The sequence below is a fragment of the Paracoccus limosus genome, from assembly GCF_009711185.1.
In the GTDB taxonomy this organism is placed as follows: Bacteria; Pseudomonadota; Alphaproteobacteria; order Rhodobacterales; family Rhodobacteraceae; genus Paracoccus; species Paracoccus limosus.
Window position 1 is genome coordinate 15,693 of record NZ_WMIF01000027.1, and the last position, 14,872, is coordinate 30,564.

Below are 14,872 nucleotides of genomic sequence, written 5' to 3' on the forward strand. Positions count from 1 at the left end.
CTCACGCCCCCTTGAAGCCGCCCGCCCGGGCGCGTTCGACGGCCAGCTCGCGCAATGCGGGATCGCGGCTGTCGCCATTGGTCAGATTGTTCAGCCCGCCGATTTCGCCACGGCCGCCAAAGGCAACCAGCTCAACCTCTTTGCTCTGGCCCGGCTCAAAGCGGACGGCGGTGCCAGCCGGGATGTCCAGACGTTTGCCAAAGGCCGCGGCGCGGTCGAAATCCAGCGCCGGGTTGGTTTCGAAGAAATGGTAATGGCTGCCGATTTGCACAGGCCGGTCGCCGGTGTTCATCACCACAAGGCTCAGCTTGTCGCGCCCGCAATTCAATTCGATCTCGCCCGCATCGGTGATGATTTCGCCGGGCCGCAGCGCGTCGGGCGGGGCCGATGCGCCCGGTCTGATCGGGTCATGCACGGTCACCAGCTTGGTGCCGTCGGGAAACATCGCCTCGACCTGCAGGATCGGCATGATCTCGGCCACGCCGGGCATCACGTCGTCGCTGTCAAGGATGGTCGATCCAAACGAGATCAGATCGGCCACGCTGCGCCCGTCGCGTGCGCCCTCCATGATTTCGTCGCAGATCAGCGCTGCCGCCTCGGGATAGTTCAGCGCAAGGCCACGGGCGCGGCGGCGGCGCGCCAGCTCGGCGGCGGTAAAGATGGTCAGGCGTTCCAGCTCGGTCGGGGTCAGAAGCATGGGATCCTCGTCATGCGGCGAATAGCCGGGTGGGGTTCTGGCGGTGCCGCATCGCCGCGATATCGGCCAAAGGGCTGAAGCTGTGGGCAAATTCTGGAACCGGCTCGGCCAGTGCGGTGGCCATTTCGGCTTGCAGTTCCGCATAGATCCGCTGCGCGGCCAGTGCGCCCACGGCCCCCAGCCGGACCGAGGCGGAAAGCGCAGCCGAAATCGTGCCATGCAGCGCGCCCGCCTGTGCCAGCACCAGCGGCAGCGCCATCGCCCGCGCCAGCGCGCCCTGGATGACTGCACCGTGACCCGGCACATCATCCTGAAGCACCTGCGCCAGATAGGCGCTGGCGCCCGGCGTGCCGATGCGGGCATGGGTCGACAAAAGCGCCCGTCCGACCCGCCGCGAGGCAAGCGCCAGCCCGGAAATCGTGGTCTGGCAGTCGCAGTCGCGGTCCAGCGCCGCGCTGTCCGTCAGCCCCGCGCCATGTGCCTGCACCAGAAACCAGCGGTCAAAGCTGCACCAGCGGGGCAGGATCTCGTCGCGCAGATAGTCGTGCAGATCCTCGGCGCCGCAGATGCGACCTTCGCCCGCAAGTGTTTCCAGACCTGCGGAAAAGGCGAAAGCGCCGGACGGGAAGGCACTGTCCGACATTTGCAGCATGGTCAGCAGGGCGCGGATGTCGGTCATGGCTGATCCCCGTCGATCAGCGTGATGCGGCCATCGGCCAGCCTGTCGGCCAGACGTTCCAGATACACCGCGCGTTCGCGTTCAAGTGCCACCTGCAACTGGCCGTCGCCAAAGCGCACGCGCCAATGCAGGTTGCCGGCAAAGAACCCGACGCTGATCGCCTCGGTCAGATCACGCGGGCGCAGGCACAGCCATTCTTCGGGCTCCATGCGCAGGACGATGGCCGCGCGATCGTCAAGCAGCAGCACCGCGCCGTCGAAAAGGGCGCTGGCGCGATCCAGCGCAATTGCGACCTCGGTGCCCTTGTCGGTGCACGCGCGCAGACGCTTGCGCGACATGTCCTCCCGGCTCAGGGTGACGGTCTCGACCGCGTCCTGATGTTCCAGCCGATGCAGCGGGGCGGCGATCCAGGGATCGGTGACCGCACCCAGGATATGTTCAAGGATCATCGTCATCTCATACCGTCATGTGTTTGGTGATCAGATCGTCGGTCAGCCCGCCAATCGGTCCCGAGGCGACCGAGCGGCCATTTTCCAGCATGGTAAAGTGATCGGCCGCGGCGCGGACAAAGCGGATATTCTGTTCGACCAGAACGACGGTCAGGCCCAGCTCGCGGTTCAGGCGGGTGATGGCACCCTCGATCTGCTCGACGATATTGGGCTGGATGCCCTCGGTCGGCTCGTCCAGCAGCAAGACATCCGGCTCCATCGCCAGCGCGCGGGCGATGGCCAGTTGTTGTTGTTGCCCGCCCGACAGCACGCCGCCCAGCCGGTCGAGGTTCTGGATCAGATAGGGAAACAGCTCGGCCACGATATCGGGGATGCGCCGCTTGCCGCTGCGCGCGGCAAAGCCGCCGACCAGAATATTCTCGCGGATGGTGAAATCGGGAAAGATCTGGCGTCCCTGCGGCACATAGCCCAGCCCGGCGCGGGCGCGCAGGTAGCTGTCCGCGCCAAGGCTGCGCCCTTCCAGTAGCTGGCCGCCTGTCACGCGGTCGGTCAGCTTCATGATGCTGCGCAGAAGCGTGCTTTTTCCCGCGCCGTTGCGTCCGACAATCGCGTGCAATTGCCCCTGCGCGACATGCAATCCGACCCCGTGCAGGATCTGGCTGCGACCATAAAAACTGTCGAGATCGTCCAGGGCCAGCATCACCGGATCCCTCCATTGCCAAGATAGGCGTCGCGCACCTGCTGATTTTGTTCGATCTGGGCGACGGTGCCTTCGGCCAGAAACCGGCCCAGATGCATGACGGTGATGCGGGTGGCGATCTCGCGCACGAAGGCCATGTCATGTTCGACCACCAAAAGCGTATGCGTGCCCTGCATGCGCCGGATCAGGGCGGCGGTCTTCATCGTCTCGGCATGGGTCATGCCGGCTGTGGGTTCATCCAGCAGGATGACGCGCGCGCCCTGACCCATCAGCAGGCCCAGTTCCAGCCATTGCGTTTCCCCATGCGACAATGCGCCCGCGATGCGGTCGAGCGATGCACCAACGCCCACCGTTTCCACGACCTGATCAAAGCGATCCTGTTCCTGCGCCGTCGAGGTCAGGCGCATATTTCCCATGACGCCATGCATGGCAGTGCAAGCGATGGTCAGGTTTTCCCGCACCGTCAGTTCGCGGAACACCGAAGGGATCTGGAACTTGCGCGCAAGCCCGGCGCGGGCAATGCGATATTCCTGCAGGTTGGTGATGTCCTGATCGAACAGAAAGACCTTGCCTTCGCTGGCGCGGGTCTTGCCGCAGATCAGGTCCATCAGCGTCGTCTTGCCCGCACCATTGGCGCCCAGAAGCACGCGGACATCGCCCTGCGGCACCACCATCGAGAACGTATCGACCGCCTTGAAGCCTGCAAAGCTGACGCCCAGACCGTCAATCGTCAAAGCCGCCTCTGTCATTGCGTCTGCTCCTTGGGTGAGGTGGCTGGTCTTTCGCCCAGACGTGCGGCGATGTCGCGCGCAAGCCCGGTCAGGCCGCGCGGCAGATAGAGTACGACCAGAATGAAGATCAGGCCGATGATCGCCTTCCATGCCTCGGACAGCATGGGGCTTTCGCTGGCCGTCGCCTCGATCACATTGATCAGGATGGCGCCGATACAGGCCCCCAGCAGCGAATTGCGCCCGCCGACCGCCGCCCAGATCACCATCGAGATCGAAAAGGACAGGTCCAGAAAGGTGGGCGAGGCGAATTCCGAGGCGATGACGTAAAGCATCCCCGCCATGCCCGCGATCAGCCCCGAGACGCTGAAGAAGAACACCTGATAGGCCGCGACGTTGAAGCCCAGATAGCGGGCACGGTTGGCATCGTCGCGGGTGGCTTGCAAGATCAGCCCGGCGCGCGTGGCCACCAGAAAGCGGGTGGCCAGCAACACCACGATCACCGCGACCGCGACAAGATAATAGGTCGCAACCGCATAGGGATCGAATTCATACCCGCCGATGGTCAGCCAGCCCAGATCGGTCAAGCCGTTGAAACCGTTGGTCAGAGGTTGCGCGTCGATCAGCAGAAGCCGCGCCAGAAGCACCAGCGCCAGCGTGATGATGGAAACGAACACCCCCGAGATGCGCAGCCGGAAGATCGAGCTGCCCAGCAGGAACGAGCACAGCATCGGCAGCATCAGGGCCATGGCAATGCCGAAGCCCTGCGACTGGAACGGGATCCACAGCCAGGATCCCGGGCTGATGCAGCACAGATGCTGCGATGCGCCCGGCGCGGCATTCCAGACCATGAAATCGGGCAGCAGCGCGCCATCGGGCTGCACCGATGCCGGGCTTTGCAGCTTCAGCGACATGGCCATCATGTAGGCGCCCATGCCAAAGAACAGGCCCTGGCCCAGATTCAGCACACCCGCATAGCCCCAGGACAGCGCCACGGCCACGCCCAGCATGCCAAAGACCAGATATTTCGCGATCCGGTTCAGCCAGAACACATCGGCCAGAAGCGGGATGACCAGCACAGCGATGATGAAGGACCCATAGGCCAGAATTTCCAGCCTGCGGTCGTTGGAACGCATCATGGCTTATCTTCCCTTGAAGTTGAAAAGCCCGCTGGGGCGCCACATGATGACGGCGATCACCACCGCAAGCACGACCGCGCGGGCGGCAATGTCATTGAAGACCGAGGCGAAAATGCCGCTGATCTGCCCCAGAAGGCCCGCAGATATGAGGGTGCCGACAAGACTGCCCACGCCGCCCACGACCACGACCAGAAAGCCGTCGACGACCAGAGATGCGCCCATATCGGGCGACACCGTCTTCAGCCCCGCCAGCAGCACCCCCGCCACCCCGGCCAGACCCGAGCCAAAGGCAAAGATCAGGGCGCCGACGCGGCGGACATCGATGCCGCAGGCCGCCGCCATTTCCGGGTTGCGCATGATGGCGCGGATCTGGATGCCCCAGGCACTGCGATACAGCAGCAACCACGTCACCCCCGTCAGGATCAGCGTCATCACGATGATGAAGCTGCGATAGGGTTGCAGCACGAAATCGCCCAGGCGCACCGGATCGCGCAGGAAGGCCGGAACCGAGACGCTTTGCAGACCCGGCCCCAGACCGTCGATATTGATGCCGAAGAAGCTGAGCCCGAATTGCAGCCGGATCGCCTGTTGCAGCAGGATGGCGATGCCCCACGTGGCCAGCAGCGTGTCCATGATCCGCCGATAAAGCCTGCGGATCACCAGCCGCTCGATCACCAGACCCAACACCGCCGCGACCAGAAAGCCCAGCGGGATCGAGCCGATCAGACCGATGCCCAGATATTTGCCGGCCAGAACCGCCGTATAGGCGCCGATCATTGCAAGCTCGCCATGGGCCATGTTGATGACCCCCATCGTGCCATAGATGATGCTGAGCCCCAGCGCGATCAGCAGCAGGATGGAGCCAAGCGACAGGCCGATGAACAGGATGTCAGCCACAGGCGGATCTCCTTGGATGGAAGGTGACAGGCCGCATCACAGCTTGGCGCTGTCCACGCCCTTGGCGGTGCAGATGAGGTTCTCGGCCGTCTCGCCATAGGCCACGTAAGGCAACGGGCGCACGGGTTCGGGGAAGGCATCGACGATCTTGCCCTGACCATCGGCCTGCCATTGCGCGATGCGCGGGGTCAGATAGCAATGCAGGTTGTCGGGATCGATCGTGACCTTGCCATTGGGCGCGTCAAAGCTTTGCCCGGCGACGGCGGTGCGGATCGCATCGACGCCGGTTTCACCCGCCGCCTCGACCGCCTGCTTCCACAGATAGACCTGAAAATAGGCGCTTTCCATGGCGTGGTGGGTGACGGCCTTGGGGTCGTTGACATAGGCGCGGTAGCGTTCGACGAAGCTCTTGTTCGCCTCGGATTCGATGGCCTGGAAATAGGGGAATGAGGTATAGCTGCCCGCCGCATATTCGGCCCCCATGGCGGCGATCTCGATTTCCGAGGTGACGGTGGCGCAGATCGGCAGGGTTTCCTGCTTCAGGCCCTGATTTCGGAACTCGCGATAGAATGCGATCAGCGAGTCGCCCACAACGTTCGACAGGACCACATCCGCGCCGCTGTTCTTGATCTTGCCGACCATGGCGCCCCATTCGGAATGGCCCAGCTCAAGATATTCATCCGCAACCCATTCCGCGCCCTGCGCCTCGATCAGCATTTTCGAGATCTTGGCCATTTCGCGCGGATAGACATAGTTCGATCCGACGATGAAGAATTTCTTCTTGCCCAGCGTCTTGACGATCCAGGGGATGAAATTCGACAACTGCTGGTTCGGGGCGGCGCCGGTATAGACCACGTTCTTCGAGCATTCCGACCCTTCATAGAAGGTCGGATAGAACAGCAGCCCCTTGCGGCGTTCAAAGACCGGCAGCACCGCCTTGCGACTGGCCGAGGTGTAGCATCCGAATACCGACACCACCCGGTCCTGAATGACCAGTTTCGAGGCCTTCTCGTTATAGGTCTTTGGGTCCGAGGCGCCGTCTTCGACGATGGGGTTGATGGTCTGGCCCAGAACGCCGCCCTTGGCGTTGATTTCCTCGATCGCCATCAGCGTGGCAGCGGCCAGCGATTTTTCGACGATCGACAGGCCGCCGGTATTGGAAAACAGCACGCCGACATCGATCTTGCCCGCCGCCATGGCGCGGAACGGCAAGGCGGCGGGACCGGCCAAAAGCGCAAGACCAACGGTCGATTTCAGCAGATTGCGACGAGAGACAGACATGATGACACTCCGGGCAGTCGCGGGACATGGCGCCGCGAGCGGTGAGACAATGCGAAAGGCTTGTGATGTGATACGCGCGGCCGAACATGGCGCTGGAACGGTCAGCCGGCGCAAAGATGGCCGGGCAACGGTCAAGACATCATGATCGGTTGATTGCCGAAACGACCTCGGTTCGGCGGATCGAGGGGCAGAAACATTGTTCCGGCCCGTCCCTCAGACTGCAGCGTCATTGATGCGGTCTGACTATGACCCTACATATGCGAAGATTTCGTCTTCAAGACCTGATGGGCCTGCAGGATTGAAGCGGCCACCTGATCCATCGAAATCCGCTGGGACATTGCCTGCTCTCTCAGCAGATGATATGCTTCATGCTCAGTTACTTGGCGCAGTTCGATCAGGATATTGATGGCCGACGCCACTTTCCGCTTCGTGGCGATTCGGTTTTCCAGTTTCGCAATGCGTTTGCGCAGCGCCATGTCCCGGTCACGGACCGCGCTGCTGAGCAGCAGCGTCGTCAGCATTCCGAACAGGCGGATCGGTTTGGCGATTACCGCCGATGCGCCAAGCTCCAGGACCAGTTGCAGCGTGGCCGGGTTTTCGTAGTCTACGACGGCGATGACGGCGGTGCCGTCGGACTGCAACCCCTTTACCACCGGCAAGATGGTCCGGTGATGGTCGCGGTCGACGGCAACGATGGCGACATCGCAGGGCGCCAGCAAAGCCTCGGACGCTGGCCATATGGTCTGCACCCTGCAACCCATGCGGCTAAGATGCTGCACCAGCAGTTCGCCATCGGCATCCGGTGCATGCAGCACAAGCACGTTCATGCGGCTAAGATTGCGCAACGCGGGCGCCGTCATGGCATCGCAATCCCGCCCTGAGCGACCGAAAGGCTGCGCATCTCGTCCTCGGGTGTGATCATATAGGGATCAGGCGCCACTGCGGCGGGGGCTGCCGCCAGAATGCGGAATTGCCCCTCTGGGGTGACGCGACCGATCCGGGGCCAAAGCCGTGTATGCTGCGTCGCGCGGTCAATCCCGACCAGCCCCTGCGGCGCAAGAAAGGGCTGATCGGGCAAGGCGCGCCGCACAGCCTCTGGTTCCAGCGAGCCGCAGCGCCTGACCGCCGCCGCGAACAGATGCATCTGCAGATAGACGGCCTCGGTCGTCGAACAGACGTCAAGCGACGATCCGAACCGCTGCGCATAGGCCGCCAGAAAGGCGCGGTTCTGGGGGCTGGCGATGCTTTGGAAATAAGGCGCGGATGAAATATGTCCGGCGGCGTCCAGCAGGTCCATGCCCGCAATCTCGGCCTCGCTGGTGACGGGGCTGGCGATGGGGCGCTGCCAGGGATCAATGCCGCGCCGACGGTAACCGCGATAAAAGGGCAGGATGTTGTCACCCACCAATGTCGAGATCACCAGCACATCGGGATGGGCGGCGATTTCGTCCAGGATCCGCTCGATCTGCTCGTTGGCCGGGGCCATTGGCACGTAGCGTTCCTCGACCACCGCGCCACCGTTCATCGAGACATAGTCGCGCACGATGCGGTTGGTTTCATAGGGAAAGACATAGTTCGAGCCCACCAGATAGAAGCGCCGGCCATGGCTTTTCAGCATGTGTTGCAGCATCAGCGTGATGTTCTGATTGGGCGCGCAACCGGAATAGATGCAGTTCTGCGAGAACTCGAAGCCTTCGTAAAAGGTCGGAAAGAACAGCAGGCCGCCATGACGCTCGACCTCGGGCAGCACAGCCTTGCGGCAGGCCGAGGTATAGCAGCCAAAGATATAGCGAACGCCCTGTTCTGCGAGCATTTCTGCCGCGCCCAGCTTGTAAAGCCGCGGCACCGATTGCGGATCGCAGCCGAGGATCTGGAGGTCGCGCCCCAGCAGGCCGCCCTCTGCATTGATCTGCTCGACCGCAAGGATTGCCGCTCGCTTCAGACTGCTTTCGACACGCGCCGTGCCGCCGGTCTCCGAGAAAAGTGTGCCGATGGCGATCGGGTCGGATGATTGGGATCTGATCATCATATGATATGCTTCATCCAGATCAGGCAGCATGGTCCACGCGGGGACTGCCGCCAAGAATTAACACCTGAAACGTATCACATGGCTTGATCCTATGAGATCAGCTTGGACTTGCAAAGCGTTCTTTCTAAGCCTGTGCCGATCTGGAGATCGCGGATCAGCTTTGCGCCCATGCCGATTTTTCCAGTCGACCGGCTGGAGTCGATCCATGATCCATTCCACGGCGCGCTAGCCGCCAATGCCGATCACCGGCGGCGCCAAGGGCATCACCTCGGTCCCGATGCCGGGCGGGGTGTCGCTGTTTGGCCTGACCCTGTCCCCGATTTCGCCCGCCTGCAAAATCCGCGTCAGGCGTTCTACTTCGTCGCGATGGTGCTGATGGTGCTGGTCTATCTGGTGCTGTGGCGCATCGTGAATTCCCGCATCGGCCACCTGTTTCGCAGCCTGAAGCAGAGCGAGGACCTGTCGCCCGTCGCGCCCTTGCGACCGCCCCTCAGACCCGCCCCGTCCCGCCGATCCGCAGGGCGGCGGTCATCGCCCGGTCCAGCGCCTGCAGAAAACGCGTGCGTTCGGCCTTGCCGAAACCGCCGCCCTTGCCCTGCAGGAACGGATCGGCCGCGCGCAGGTCTTGCATCAGGTCGCGCGTGGCCAGCCGGCCGCCGATATTGGCCGGGGTCAGCACCTCGCCATCGGGCTGGATCACCTGCGCCCCGGCCTTCAGGCAGCGGTCCGCCAGCGGAATGTCGGAGGTCACTACCACATCGCCCGGCCCGCAGGCGGCGGCGATCCATTTGTCGGCCTCGTCCGGGCCGTCGGGCACGATCTGCAGGCTGACGAAGGGGTTGGGTGAGGGCCGCAGCCCGCCATTGCAGACCAGAACCATCGGCAGGCGCAGACGGGTGGCGACGCGCTCGGCCTCGGATTTGACCGGGCAGGCGTCGGCGTCGATGTAAAGCGTGGTCATGGTGTTGTATCCTTTGGTCCGTGGCGCGGGCCGGCATCGGTGCCCTGCGCGTTGGCGCGATTGTCGCCGCCCGCGGCGGGCCTGCCAAGGGGCCGGGCCTTGCCGACAAAGCCGTTGTAGCGCCCCGGCACATGGTTCCATGCCAGCACCAGATTCAGGATCACCGCCCCCAGCAACGACCACAGCCACGCCCGCCGCTCCATGATCAGGCTGGCGCAGGCAAAGATCACCAGATCGCAGGCCAGCTGCACATAACCCGCGCGCAGATGCGGCCAGCGTGACTGGATCGCGACCGCCATCATGCTGATGCCGCCCAGCGAGGCGCCGTGGCGCACCACTGCCAGAAGGCCCAGCCCGCAAAGCACACCAAAGGCGACGGCGGCGATGCCCGGTTGCAGGCGGTCGAAATGCATCAGCCCCGGCAGATAGGAGACCAGCAGCGACAGGGCGGTAACGCAGGCAAAGCTGCGCAGCGCAAAGCCGGGGCCAAGCGCGCGGGCGCCAAAGGCATAGAAGGGCAGGTTGGCCAGAAAGAACGCGCTGCCAAAGGACAGCCCGCTGAAATGCGCGATGATGCGGGCGATGCCGGCGGCCTGACCGGTGATCAGCCCGGCGCTGTTGAGAATGACCAGCGACAGCGCCGCACTGGTCAGGCCGATGAAGATACCCTGAATATCGTCCAGAATCCGGGATTGGCCGAGACGGGGAAGGCGCATGGACACCCTTCTGCCCCATGGCCGGGGCCTGCGCTGGGTTGCGATCTGCCGCCGGAACCTCCCCCTTTCCGGCGGTGCCTGATCCCTGCCGCAGATGCGACAGGGACATGTCCGGGACCGGCGTTCAGCCGATCACGCGCACCCAGCCATGCGGATCGGGGATCGCGCCGCGCTGGATGCCGATCAGCGTGTTGCGCAGCCGGTCGGTGACCGGACCGCCGGTGCCGTTGCCGATCTGGAAGCTGCCCTCGGCCGATTTGACCGTGCCGACCGAGGCCATGACGGCGGCGGTGCCGCAGACGAACACCTCGGTCAGCCGGCCCGACTGGGCGTCGGCCTGCCATTCGGCAAAGGAATAGGGCCGCTCCTCGATGGCGATGCCGGCGTCCTGCGCCAGCGTGATCACCGATTTGCGGGTGATGCCGGGCAGGATCGTGCCGAGGGGTGGGGTGACGATGCTGCCATCCGCCATGACGAAGAAGATGTTCATGCCGCCCAGCTCTTCGACCCAGTTCCGCTCGGCCGCGTCCAGAAACACCACCTGATCACAGCCATTGGCGCTGGCCTCGGCCTGCGCGGCAAGGCTGCCGGCATAGTTGCCGCCGCATTTCGCCGCCCCCGTGCCGCCCTGCGCGGCGCGGGTGTAGTTCTGCGACACCCAGATCGAGATCGGCTTGGCGCCGCCCTTGAAATAGGGTCCGACCGGCGAGGCGATGACCGAAAAGATGTATTCCCGCGACGGGCGCACGCCCAGAAATGCCTCGGAGGCGAACATGAAGGGGCGCAGATACAGGCTCGCGCCCTCGGCCTCGGGGATCCATGCCGCATCGACGGCCAGAAGCTGTTCGATCGCGGCAAGGAAATCGGCTTCGGGCAGTTCCGGCATCGCCATGCGCCGGGCCGAGGCGTTGAAGCGCTTGGCGTTCTCGTCGGGGCGGAACAGCACGATGCGGCCGTTGACGTCGCGATAGGCCTTCATGCCCTCAAAGATTTCCTGCGCGTAATGCAGCACGCTGCCGGCGGGGTCGATCTGGAAGGGCGCGCGCGCCGTGATGCGCGGCGAATGCCAGCCGCGATCCGCATGCCAGTCGATGATCGCCATGTGGTCCGAGAACAGCGTGCCGAAGCCCAGATTGCGGAAGGCCTCGACCCGCTCGGCCTCGGGCATGGGATTGGCATTGCGGTGGACGGCAAAGGTCAATGGTGCGGTGCTCATGCTCGTGGTCTTTCTTCAGCTTTGCAGCGGGTCGGTAGCAGCAAACCAGTCCACCGGACAGGCGGTCAACCCGCGATCGCCAAAGAATGTGACTCGGGCCGGGCCGGCGGGCAAGGGATGGCGTTCGCCGCCAGGACCGGATCGTGCCCCGGCAGGGGCGGGACGGGGGCCGCCCCGCCGCGACAGGGCGCCGCGCCGCAATACTTGACCAAATTTATTGCCAATAAACCGCGCCGGTGCTAGAGCGCGCCCAAATCTTGCACAAGGACCGGGCCGCATCCGATGTTTCGCGTTTCTCAAGCCATTCTCACCGCGATGGCGGTGCTGTCCGTCGCCGCACCGCTGCATGCCGCGCCGACGCAATACCCGCTGAAGCTGATGAATTGCGGCACCGAGATCACCATCGAGAAGGCGCCGCAGCATGCCGTCGCGCTGGGCCAGAACAGCGCCGAGATCCTGCTGATGCTGGGTCTGCAGGACCGGCTGGCGGCGACCGCCTTCTGGCCGACCAAGGTGCTGCCGGAACTGGAGCAGGCCAATGCCAAGGTCGAGGTGCTGACCGTCGAACAGCCCACGCTGGAAGGCATTCTGGCCAAGGAGCCCGATTTCGTCGCGGCCCAGCTGCCGCTGCTTCTGGGCGATGACAGCAAGGTCGCCAAGCGTCAGGATTTTGCCGATCTGGGCATCCCCAGCTATCTGTCGCCCGGCGTCTGCAACACGCGCAAGGATTCCGGCGACATCTATGGCAGCCGCGCCGAGCTGTGGAACATGGACCTGCTGTATCAGGAAATCGACGAGCTTTCGCGCATCTTCGACGTGGCTGACCGCGGGCAGGCGCTGATCGAGCGTTTCCGCCAGCGCGAGGCGGCGCTGCGCGCGCGCTTCCAGCCCGACCCGGAGCGCACCTTCCTGTTCTGGTTCTCCAGCCCCTCGACGGCCGATGACGCCTATCTGGGCGGCAAGAACGGCGCCTCGGGCTTTATCGCCAACCTGCTGGGCGGCCACAACGCCATCACCACCGAGGCGGAATGGCCCACCGTCGGCTGGGAGGGCATCATCGCCGCCGATCCGACCTATATCGTCGCCGCCGCGCTGGACCGTAACCGCTGGGATCTGGACCGCGCCGAAACCAAGATCGAATTCCTCAAGTCCGATCCTTCGGTCAGCCAGATGAAAGCCGTGCGCGAGGGCCATATCCTGACCATGAACGGCGCCGCCATGAACCCGACCATCCGCACGATCTATGGTGCCGAAGAGCTGGCGGACCAGCTGGACGCGCAGCGGCCCGCGCAATGAGCACCGCGCAATTGCGCGGCTCGGGGGGCTTCGTGGCCCTGCTGGTGGCGGGGCTGGCCGGGCTGGTGCTGGTCGTGGCACTGGCCGTCAGTCTGGGCGAGCTGCGCGTGCCGCTGGGCACCGTGGCGCTGTCGGTGGGCAACCATCTGGGCCTGAGTTCGGCCCAGATCAGCCGCATTCAGGACAGCGTGGTCTGGGATCTGCGGCTGAGCCGGGCGCTGGTGGCGGCTATGTGCGGGGCGGGGCTGGCCATCTGCGGCGCCATCCTGCAATCGCTGCTGCGCAACACGCTGGCCGAGCCCTATGTGCTGGGCGTCTCGGCCGGGGCCTCGACCGGGGCGGTGTCGGTGATCATCCTTGGGATCGGGGCAGGGGCGGTGTCGCTGTCGGCCGGGGCCTTTCTGGGGGCGCTGGCCGCCTTTGGCTTTGTGGCGCTGCTATCGAACGGCGGGCGCGGCGGGGCGGATCGCACCATTCTGGCCGGGGTGGCGGCGGCGCAGCTGTTCAACGCGCTGACCGCCTATATCGTCACCACCGCCGGCAATGCCCAGCAGGCGCGCGATGTGATGTTCTGGCTGCTGGGCAGTTTCGGCGGCGTGCGCTGGCCCGAGTTCCAGTTGCTCGCCGGAGTGATGGTGGTCGGTCTGGCCGTCTGCATCTGGCACGCACGGGCGCTGGACGCCTTTACCTTTGGCGATGACGCGGCGGCCTCGATGGGCATTGCGGTCGGGCGGGTGCGGATCGTGCTTTTCGCCACCACGGCGCTGGTCACGGCGACGATCGTCAGCATGGTCGGCTCGATCGGCTTCGTCGGGCTGGTGGTGCCGCATGCCGTGCGTTTCCTGATCGGGCCGGGGCATCTGCGGCTGTTGCCGGCCTGCGCGGTCATCGGCGCCATCTTCATGGTGCTGGCCGATATCGTGTCGCGCAGCCTGATCGCCCAGCAGACCCTGCCCATCGGCATCGTCACCGCGCTGGTGGGCGTGCCCTGTTTTTCGTTGATCCTCTATCGCGCGCGGAGGCCGGAATGAGCATCCGCGCCGAGAACCTGATCTGGCGCGTGGGGCGCAAGACCATCCTTGACGACGTGTCGCTGGCCGTCGAGCCGGGCAGCGTGCTGGGGCTTTTGGGGCCGAACGGTTCGGGCAAGTCGTCGCTGTTGCGGCTTTTGGCCGGGCTGCGCCGGCCCCATGCCGGGCGGGTCACACTGGACGGCACCGACATCGCCCGCATCCGGCGGCGCGATCTGGCGCGGCGGGTGGCGCTGGTGCATCAGCATGCCGCGACCGAACTGAACGTGACCGTCGAAGAGGTGGTGACGCTGGGCCGCACCCCGCATCGCGCGCCGCTGGCCGGCTGGACCGCCGCCGATGCCGCCGCCGTCGAGACCGCACTGGCGCAGGTCGGCATGTCCGGTTTCCGCCGGCAGGGCTGGCAAAGCCTGTCGGGGGGCGAGCGTCAGCGCGTGCAGATCGCCCGCGCCCTTGCGCAAGAGCCGCGCGAGCTGTTTCTGGACGAGCCGACCAACCATCTGGACATCCAGCACCAGCTGGAGCTGTTGCGCCTGATCTCGCGCCTGCGGCTGACCAGCATCGTGGCGCTGCACGATCTCAACCACGCGGCGATGTTCTGCGACCGGCTGGTGGTTCTGGACCAGGGCCGCATCATCAGCCATGGCACCCCGGACGAGGTGCTGACCCCCGATCTGCTGCGGGACGTGTTCAAGGTCGATTGCCATTTCCATCGCGACGACGAGGGGCGGCGGCACATCCTGTTCCGCTAGGCGGCGATTGCCGGCCGGGGCGATGCGGGCAGGGGTGGTGATATCGACCCGAGACGCCCGCGCCCGGCGAGACGCCGCCGGCCAAGGGCTGAGCCCCGCCCGCGCGGTGCTGTGATGCACCTGCCGGCTTTTTGCCCGTTTACCCTGCCTTGCATCTGGGCAGGGCGGGGGCAATGACGCAAGGTCGCGCCGGTCCGCGCCCGGCCGTTGTTGTTTCATGCCGGTTTTGTCTGTATGGGCAGGCCATCTGCCGGTCGCAGCCGTCACGGGCCGGGCTTGGCGGATCCCGCGGCCGCCGCGG

General features: G+C 64.9%; 17 protein-coding genes. 3 read left to right on the plus strand and 14 right to left on the minus strand.

Going from position 1 to position 14,872, the window contains the following annotated elements:
- Position 1 precedes the first annotated feature (1 nt).
- The 14 genes from GL279_RS15625 to GL279_RS15690 all read right to left on the minus strand — a co-directional run bounded on the left by GL279_RS15625 (position 2) and on the right by GL279_RS15690 (position 11,492).
- Positions 2 to 697: an urease subunit beta gene (locus GL279_RS15625; RefSeq protein ID WP_155065548.1), complete on the minus strand. Its 696-nt coding sequence runs from the start codon at positions 695 to 697 to the stop codon at positions 2 to 4.
- Between the two features lie 10 nt (positions 698 to 707).
- Positions 708 to 1,376 carry an urease accessory protein UreF gene (locus GL279_RS15630; protein ID WP_155065549.1) on the minus strand — a complete coding sequence of 223 codons (669 nt, stop codon included), beginning with the start codon at positions 1,374 to 1,376 and terminating at the stop codon, positions 708 to 710.
- Positions 1,373 to 1,831: an urease accessory protein UreE gene (ureE, locus tag GL279_RS15635; protein ID WP_246175346.1), complete on the minus strand. Its 459-nt coding sequence runs from the start codon at positions 1,829 to 1,831 to the stop codon at positions 1,373 to 1,375. The genes GL279_RS15630 and ureE overlap by 4 nt, the downstream gene beginning before the upstream one ends.
- Before the next feature lies 1 nt (position 1,832).
- Positions 1,833 to 2,525, minus strand: a complete 693-nt coding sequence (locus GL279_RS15640) for an ATP-binding cassette domain-containing protein (RefSeq protein ID WP_155065550.1) — start codon at positions 2,523 to 2,525, stop codon at positions 1,833 to 1,835.
- The gene (urtD, locus tag GL279_RS15645; RefSeq protein ID WP_155065551.1) at positions 2,525 to 3,274 is read right to left on the minus strand and encodes an urea ABC transporter ATP-binding protein UrtD; all 750 of its coding nucleotides are present in this window, start codon (positions 3,272 to 3,274) and stop codon (positions 2,525 to 2,527) included. Before urtD ends, GL279_RS15640 begins: the two co-directional genes overlap by 1 nt.
- Positions 3,271 to 4,392, minus strand: coding sequence for an urea ABC transporter permease subunit UrtC (gene urtC / locus GL279_RS15650; protein WP_155065552.1), 1,122 nt, complete (start codon positions 4,390 to 4,392; stop codon positions 3,271 to 3,273). Before urtC ends, urtD begins: the two co-directional genes overlap by 4 nt.
- A gap of 3 nt (positions 4,393 to 4,395) precedes the next feature.
- The gene (urtB, locus tag GL279_RS15655) at positions 4,396 to 5,289 is read right to left on the minus strand and encodes an urea ABC transporter permease subunit UrtB (protein WP_343039829.1); all 894 of its coding nucleotides are present in this window, start codon (positions 5,287 to 5,289) and stop codon (positions 4,396 to 4,398) included.
- Positions 5,290 to 5,325: 36 nt separating this feature from the next.
- Complete coding sequence (locus tag GL279_RS15660; RefSeq protein ID WP_155065554.1) at positions 5,326 to 6,570, minus strand: transporter substrate-binding domain-containing protein; 1,245 nt, start codon at positions 6,568 to 6,570, stop codon at positions 5,326 to 5,328.
- A gap of 251 nt (positions 6,571 to 6,821) precedes the next feature.
- Positions 6,822 to 7,430, minus strand: a complete 609-nt coding sequence (locus tag GL279_RS15665; protein WP_155065555.1) for an ANTAR domain-containing response regulator — start codon at positions 7,428 to 7,430, stop codon at positions 6,822 to 6,824.
- Positions 7,427 to 8,599, minus strand: coding sequence for a transporter substrate-binding domain-containing protein (locus tag GL279_RS15670; protein ID WP_170294002.1), 1,173 nt, complete (start codon positions 8,597 to 8,599; stop codon positions 7,427 to 7,429). Before GL279_RS15670 ends, GL279_RS15665 begins: the two co-directional genes overlap by 4 nt.
- A 225-nt stretch (positions 8,600 to 8,824) precedes the next feature.
- Entirely contained in the window at positions 8,825 to 9,028 is a 204-nt protein-coding gene (locus GL279_RS15675; RefSeq protein WP_155065557.1) for a hypothetical protein, read from the minus strand.
- A gap of 61 nt (positions 9,029 to 9,089) precedes the next feature.
- Positions 9,090 to 9,560, minus strand: a complete 471-nt coding sequence (locus GL279_RS15680) for a YaiI/YqxD family protein (RefSeq protein ID WP_155065558.1) — start codon at positions 9,558 to 9,560, stop codon at positions 9,090 to 9,092.
- Positions 9,557 to 10,276 carry a YitT family protein gene (locus GL279_RS15685; RefSeq protein ID WP_155065559.1) on the minus strand — a complete coding sequence of 240 codons (720 nt, stop codon included), beginning with the start codon at positions 10,274 to 10,276 and terminating at the stop codon, positions 9,557 to 9,559. Before GL279_RS15685 ends, GL279_RS15680 begins: the two co-directional genes overlap by 4 nt.
- Before the next feature lie 124 nt (positions 10,277 to 10,400).
- Positions 10,401 to 11,492, minus strand: coding sequence for a branched-chain amino acid aminotransferase (locus GL279_RS15690; RefSeq protein ID WP_155065560.1), 1,092 nt, complete (start codon positions 11,490 to 11,492; stop codon positions 10,401 to 10,403).
- 282 nt (positions 11,493 to 11,774) lie between these two features.
- On the opposite strand from GL279_RS15690, the gene GL279_RS15695 reads away from it, so the two are divergent.
- Genes GL279_RS15695 through GL279_RS15705 form a run of 3 tightly spaced genes read left to right on the plus strand, consistent with a single transcriptional unit; the run spans position 11,775 to position 14,571 of the window.
- Complete coding sequence (locus GL279_RS15695; protein ID WP_155065561.1) at positions 11,775 to 12,788, plus strand: ABC transporter substrate-binding protein; 1,014 nt, start codon at positions 11,775 to 11,777, stop codon at positions 12,786 to 12,788.
- Positions 12,785 to 13,819: a FecCD family ABC transporter permease gene (locus GL279_RS15700; RefSeq protein WP_155065562.1), complete on the plus strand. Its 1,035-nt coding sequence runs from the start codon at positions 12,785 to 12,787 to the stop codon at positions 13,817 to 13,819. Before GL279_RS15695 ends, GL279_RS15700 begins: the two co-directional genes overlap by 4 nt.
- A complete protein-coding gene (locus GL279_RS15705; RefSeq protein ID WP_155065563.1) occupies positions 13,816 to 14,571 on the plus strand; it encodes an ABC transporter ATP-binding protein in 756 nt (251 codons plus the stop codon). Before GL279_RS15700 ends, GL279_RS15705 begins: the two co-directional genes overlap by 4 nt.
- Positions 14,572 to 14,872: the final 301 nt, after the last annotated feature.

What these genes read in the sequence shown, in the direction of transcription:
- GL279_RS15625 (WP_155065548.1), bottom strand. Translation starts at nt 697, where the DNA reads ATGCTTCTGACCCCGACCGAGCTGGAACGCCTGACCATCTTTACCGCC.
- GL279_RS15630 (WP_155065549.1), bottom strand. Translation starts at nt 1,376, where the DNA reads ATGACCGACATCCGCGCCCTGCTGACCATGCTGCAAATGTCGGACAGT.
- ureE (WP_246175346.1), bottom strand. Translation starts at nt 1,831, where the DNA reads ATGACGATGATCCTTGAACATATCCTGGGTGCGGTCACCGATCCCTGG.
- GL279_RS15640 (WP_155065550.1), bottom strand. Translation starts at nt 2,525, where the DNA reads ATGCTGGCCCTGGACGATCTCGACAGTTTTTATGGTCGCAGCCAGATC.
- urtD (WP_155065551.1), bottom strand. Translation starts at nt 3,274, where the DNA reads ATGACAGAGGCGGCTTTGACGATTGACGGTCTGGGCGTCAGCTTTGCA.
- urtC (WP_155065552.1), bottom strand. Translation starts at nt 4,392, where the DNA reads ATGATGCGTTCCAACGACCGCAGGCTGGAAATTCTGGCCTATGGGTCC.
- GL279_RS15660 (WP_155065554.1), bottom strand. Translation starts at nt 6,570, where the DNA reads ATGTCTGTCTCTCGTCGCAATCTGCTGAAATCGACCGTTGGTCTTGCG.
- GL279_RS15665 (WP_155065555.1), bottom strand. Translation starts at nt 7,430, where the DNA reads ATGACGGCGCCCGCGTTGCGCAATCTTAGCCGCATGAACGTGCTTGTG.
- GL279_RS15670 (WP_170294002.1), bottom strand. Translation starts at nt 8,599, where the DNA reads ATGATGATCAGATCCCAATCATCCGACCCGATCGCCATCGGCACACTT.
- GL279_RS15680 (WP_155065558.1), bottom strand. Translation starts at nt 9,560, where the DNA reads ATGACCACGCTTTACATCGACGCCGACGCCTGCCCGGTCAAATCCGAG.
- GL279_RS15685 (WP_155065559.1), bottom strand. Translation starts at nt 10,276, where the DNA reads ATGCGCCTTCCCCGTCTCGGCCAATCCCGGATTCTGGACGATATTCAG.
- GL279_RS15690 (WP_155065560.1), bottom strand. Translation starts at nt 11,492, where the DNA reads ATGAGCACCGCACCATTGACCTTTGCCGTCCACCGCAATGCCAATCCC.
- GL279_RS15695 (WP_155065561.1), top strand. Translation starts at nt 11,775, where the DNA reads ATGTTTCGCGTTTCTCAAGCCATTCTCACCGCGATGGCGGTGCTGTCC.
- GL279_RS15700 (WP_155065562.1), top strand. Translation starts at nt 12,785, where the DNA reads ATGAGCACCGCGCAATTGCGCGGCTCGGGGGGCTTCGTGGCCCTGCTG.
- GL279_RS15705 (WP_155065563.1), top strand. Translation starts at nt 13,816, where the DNA reads ATGAGCATCCGCGCCGAGAACCTGATCTGGCGCGTGGGGCGCAAGACC.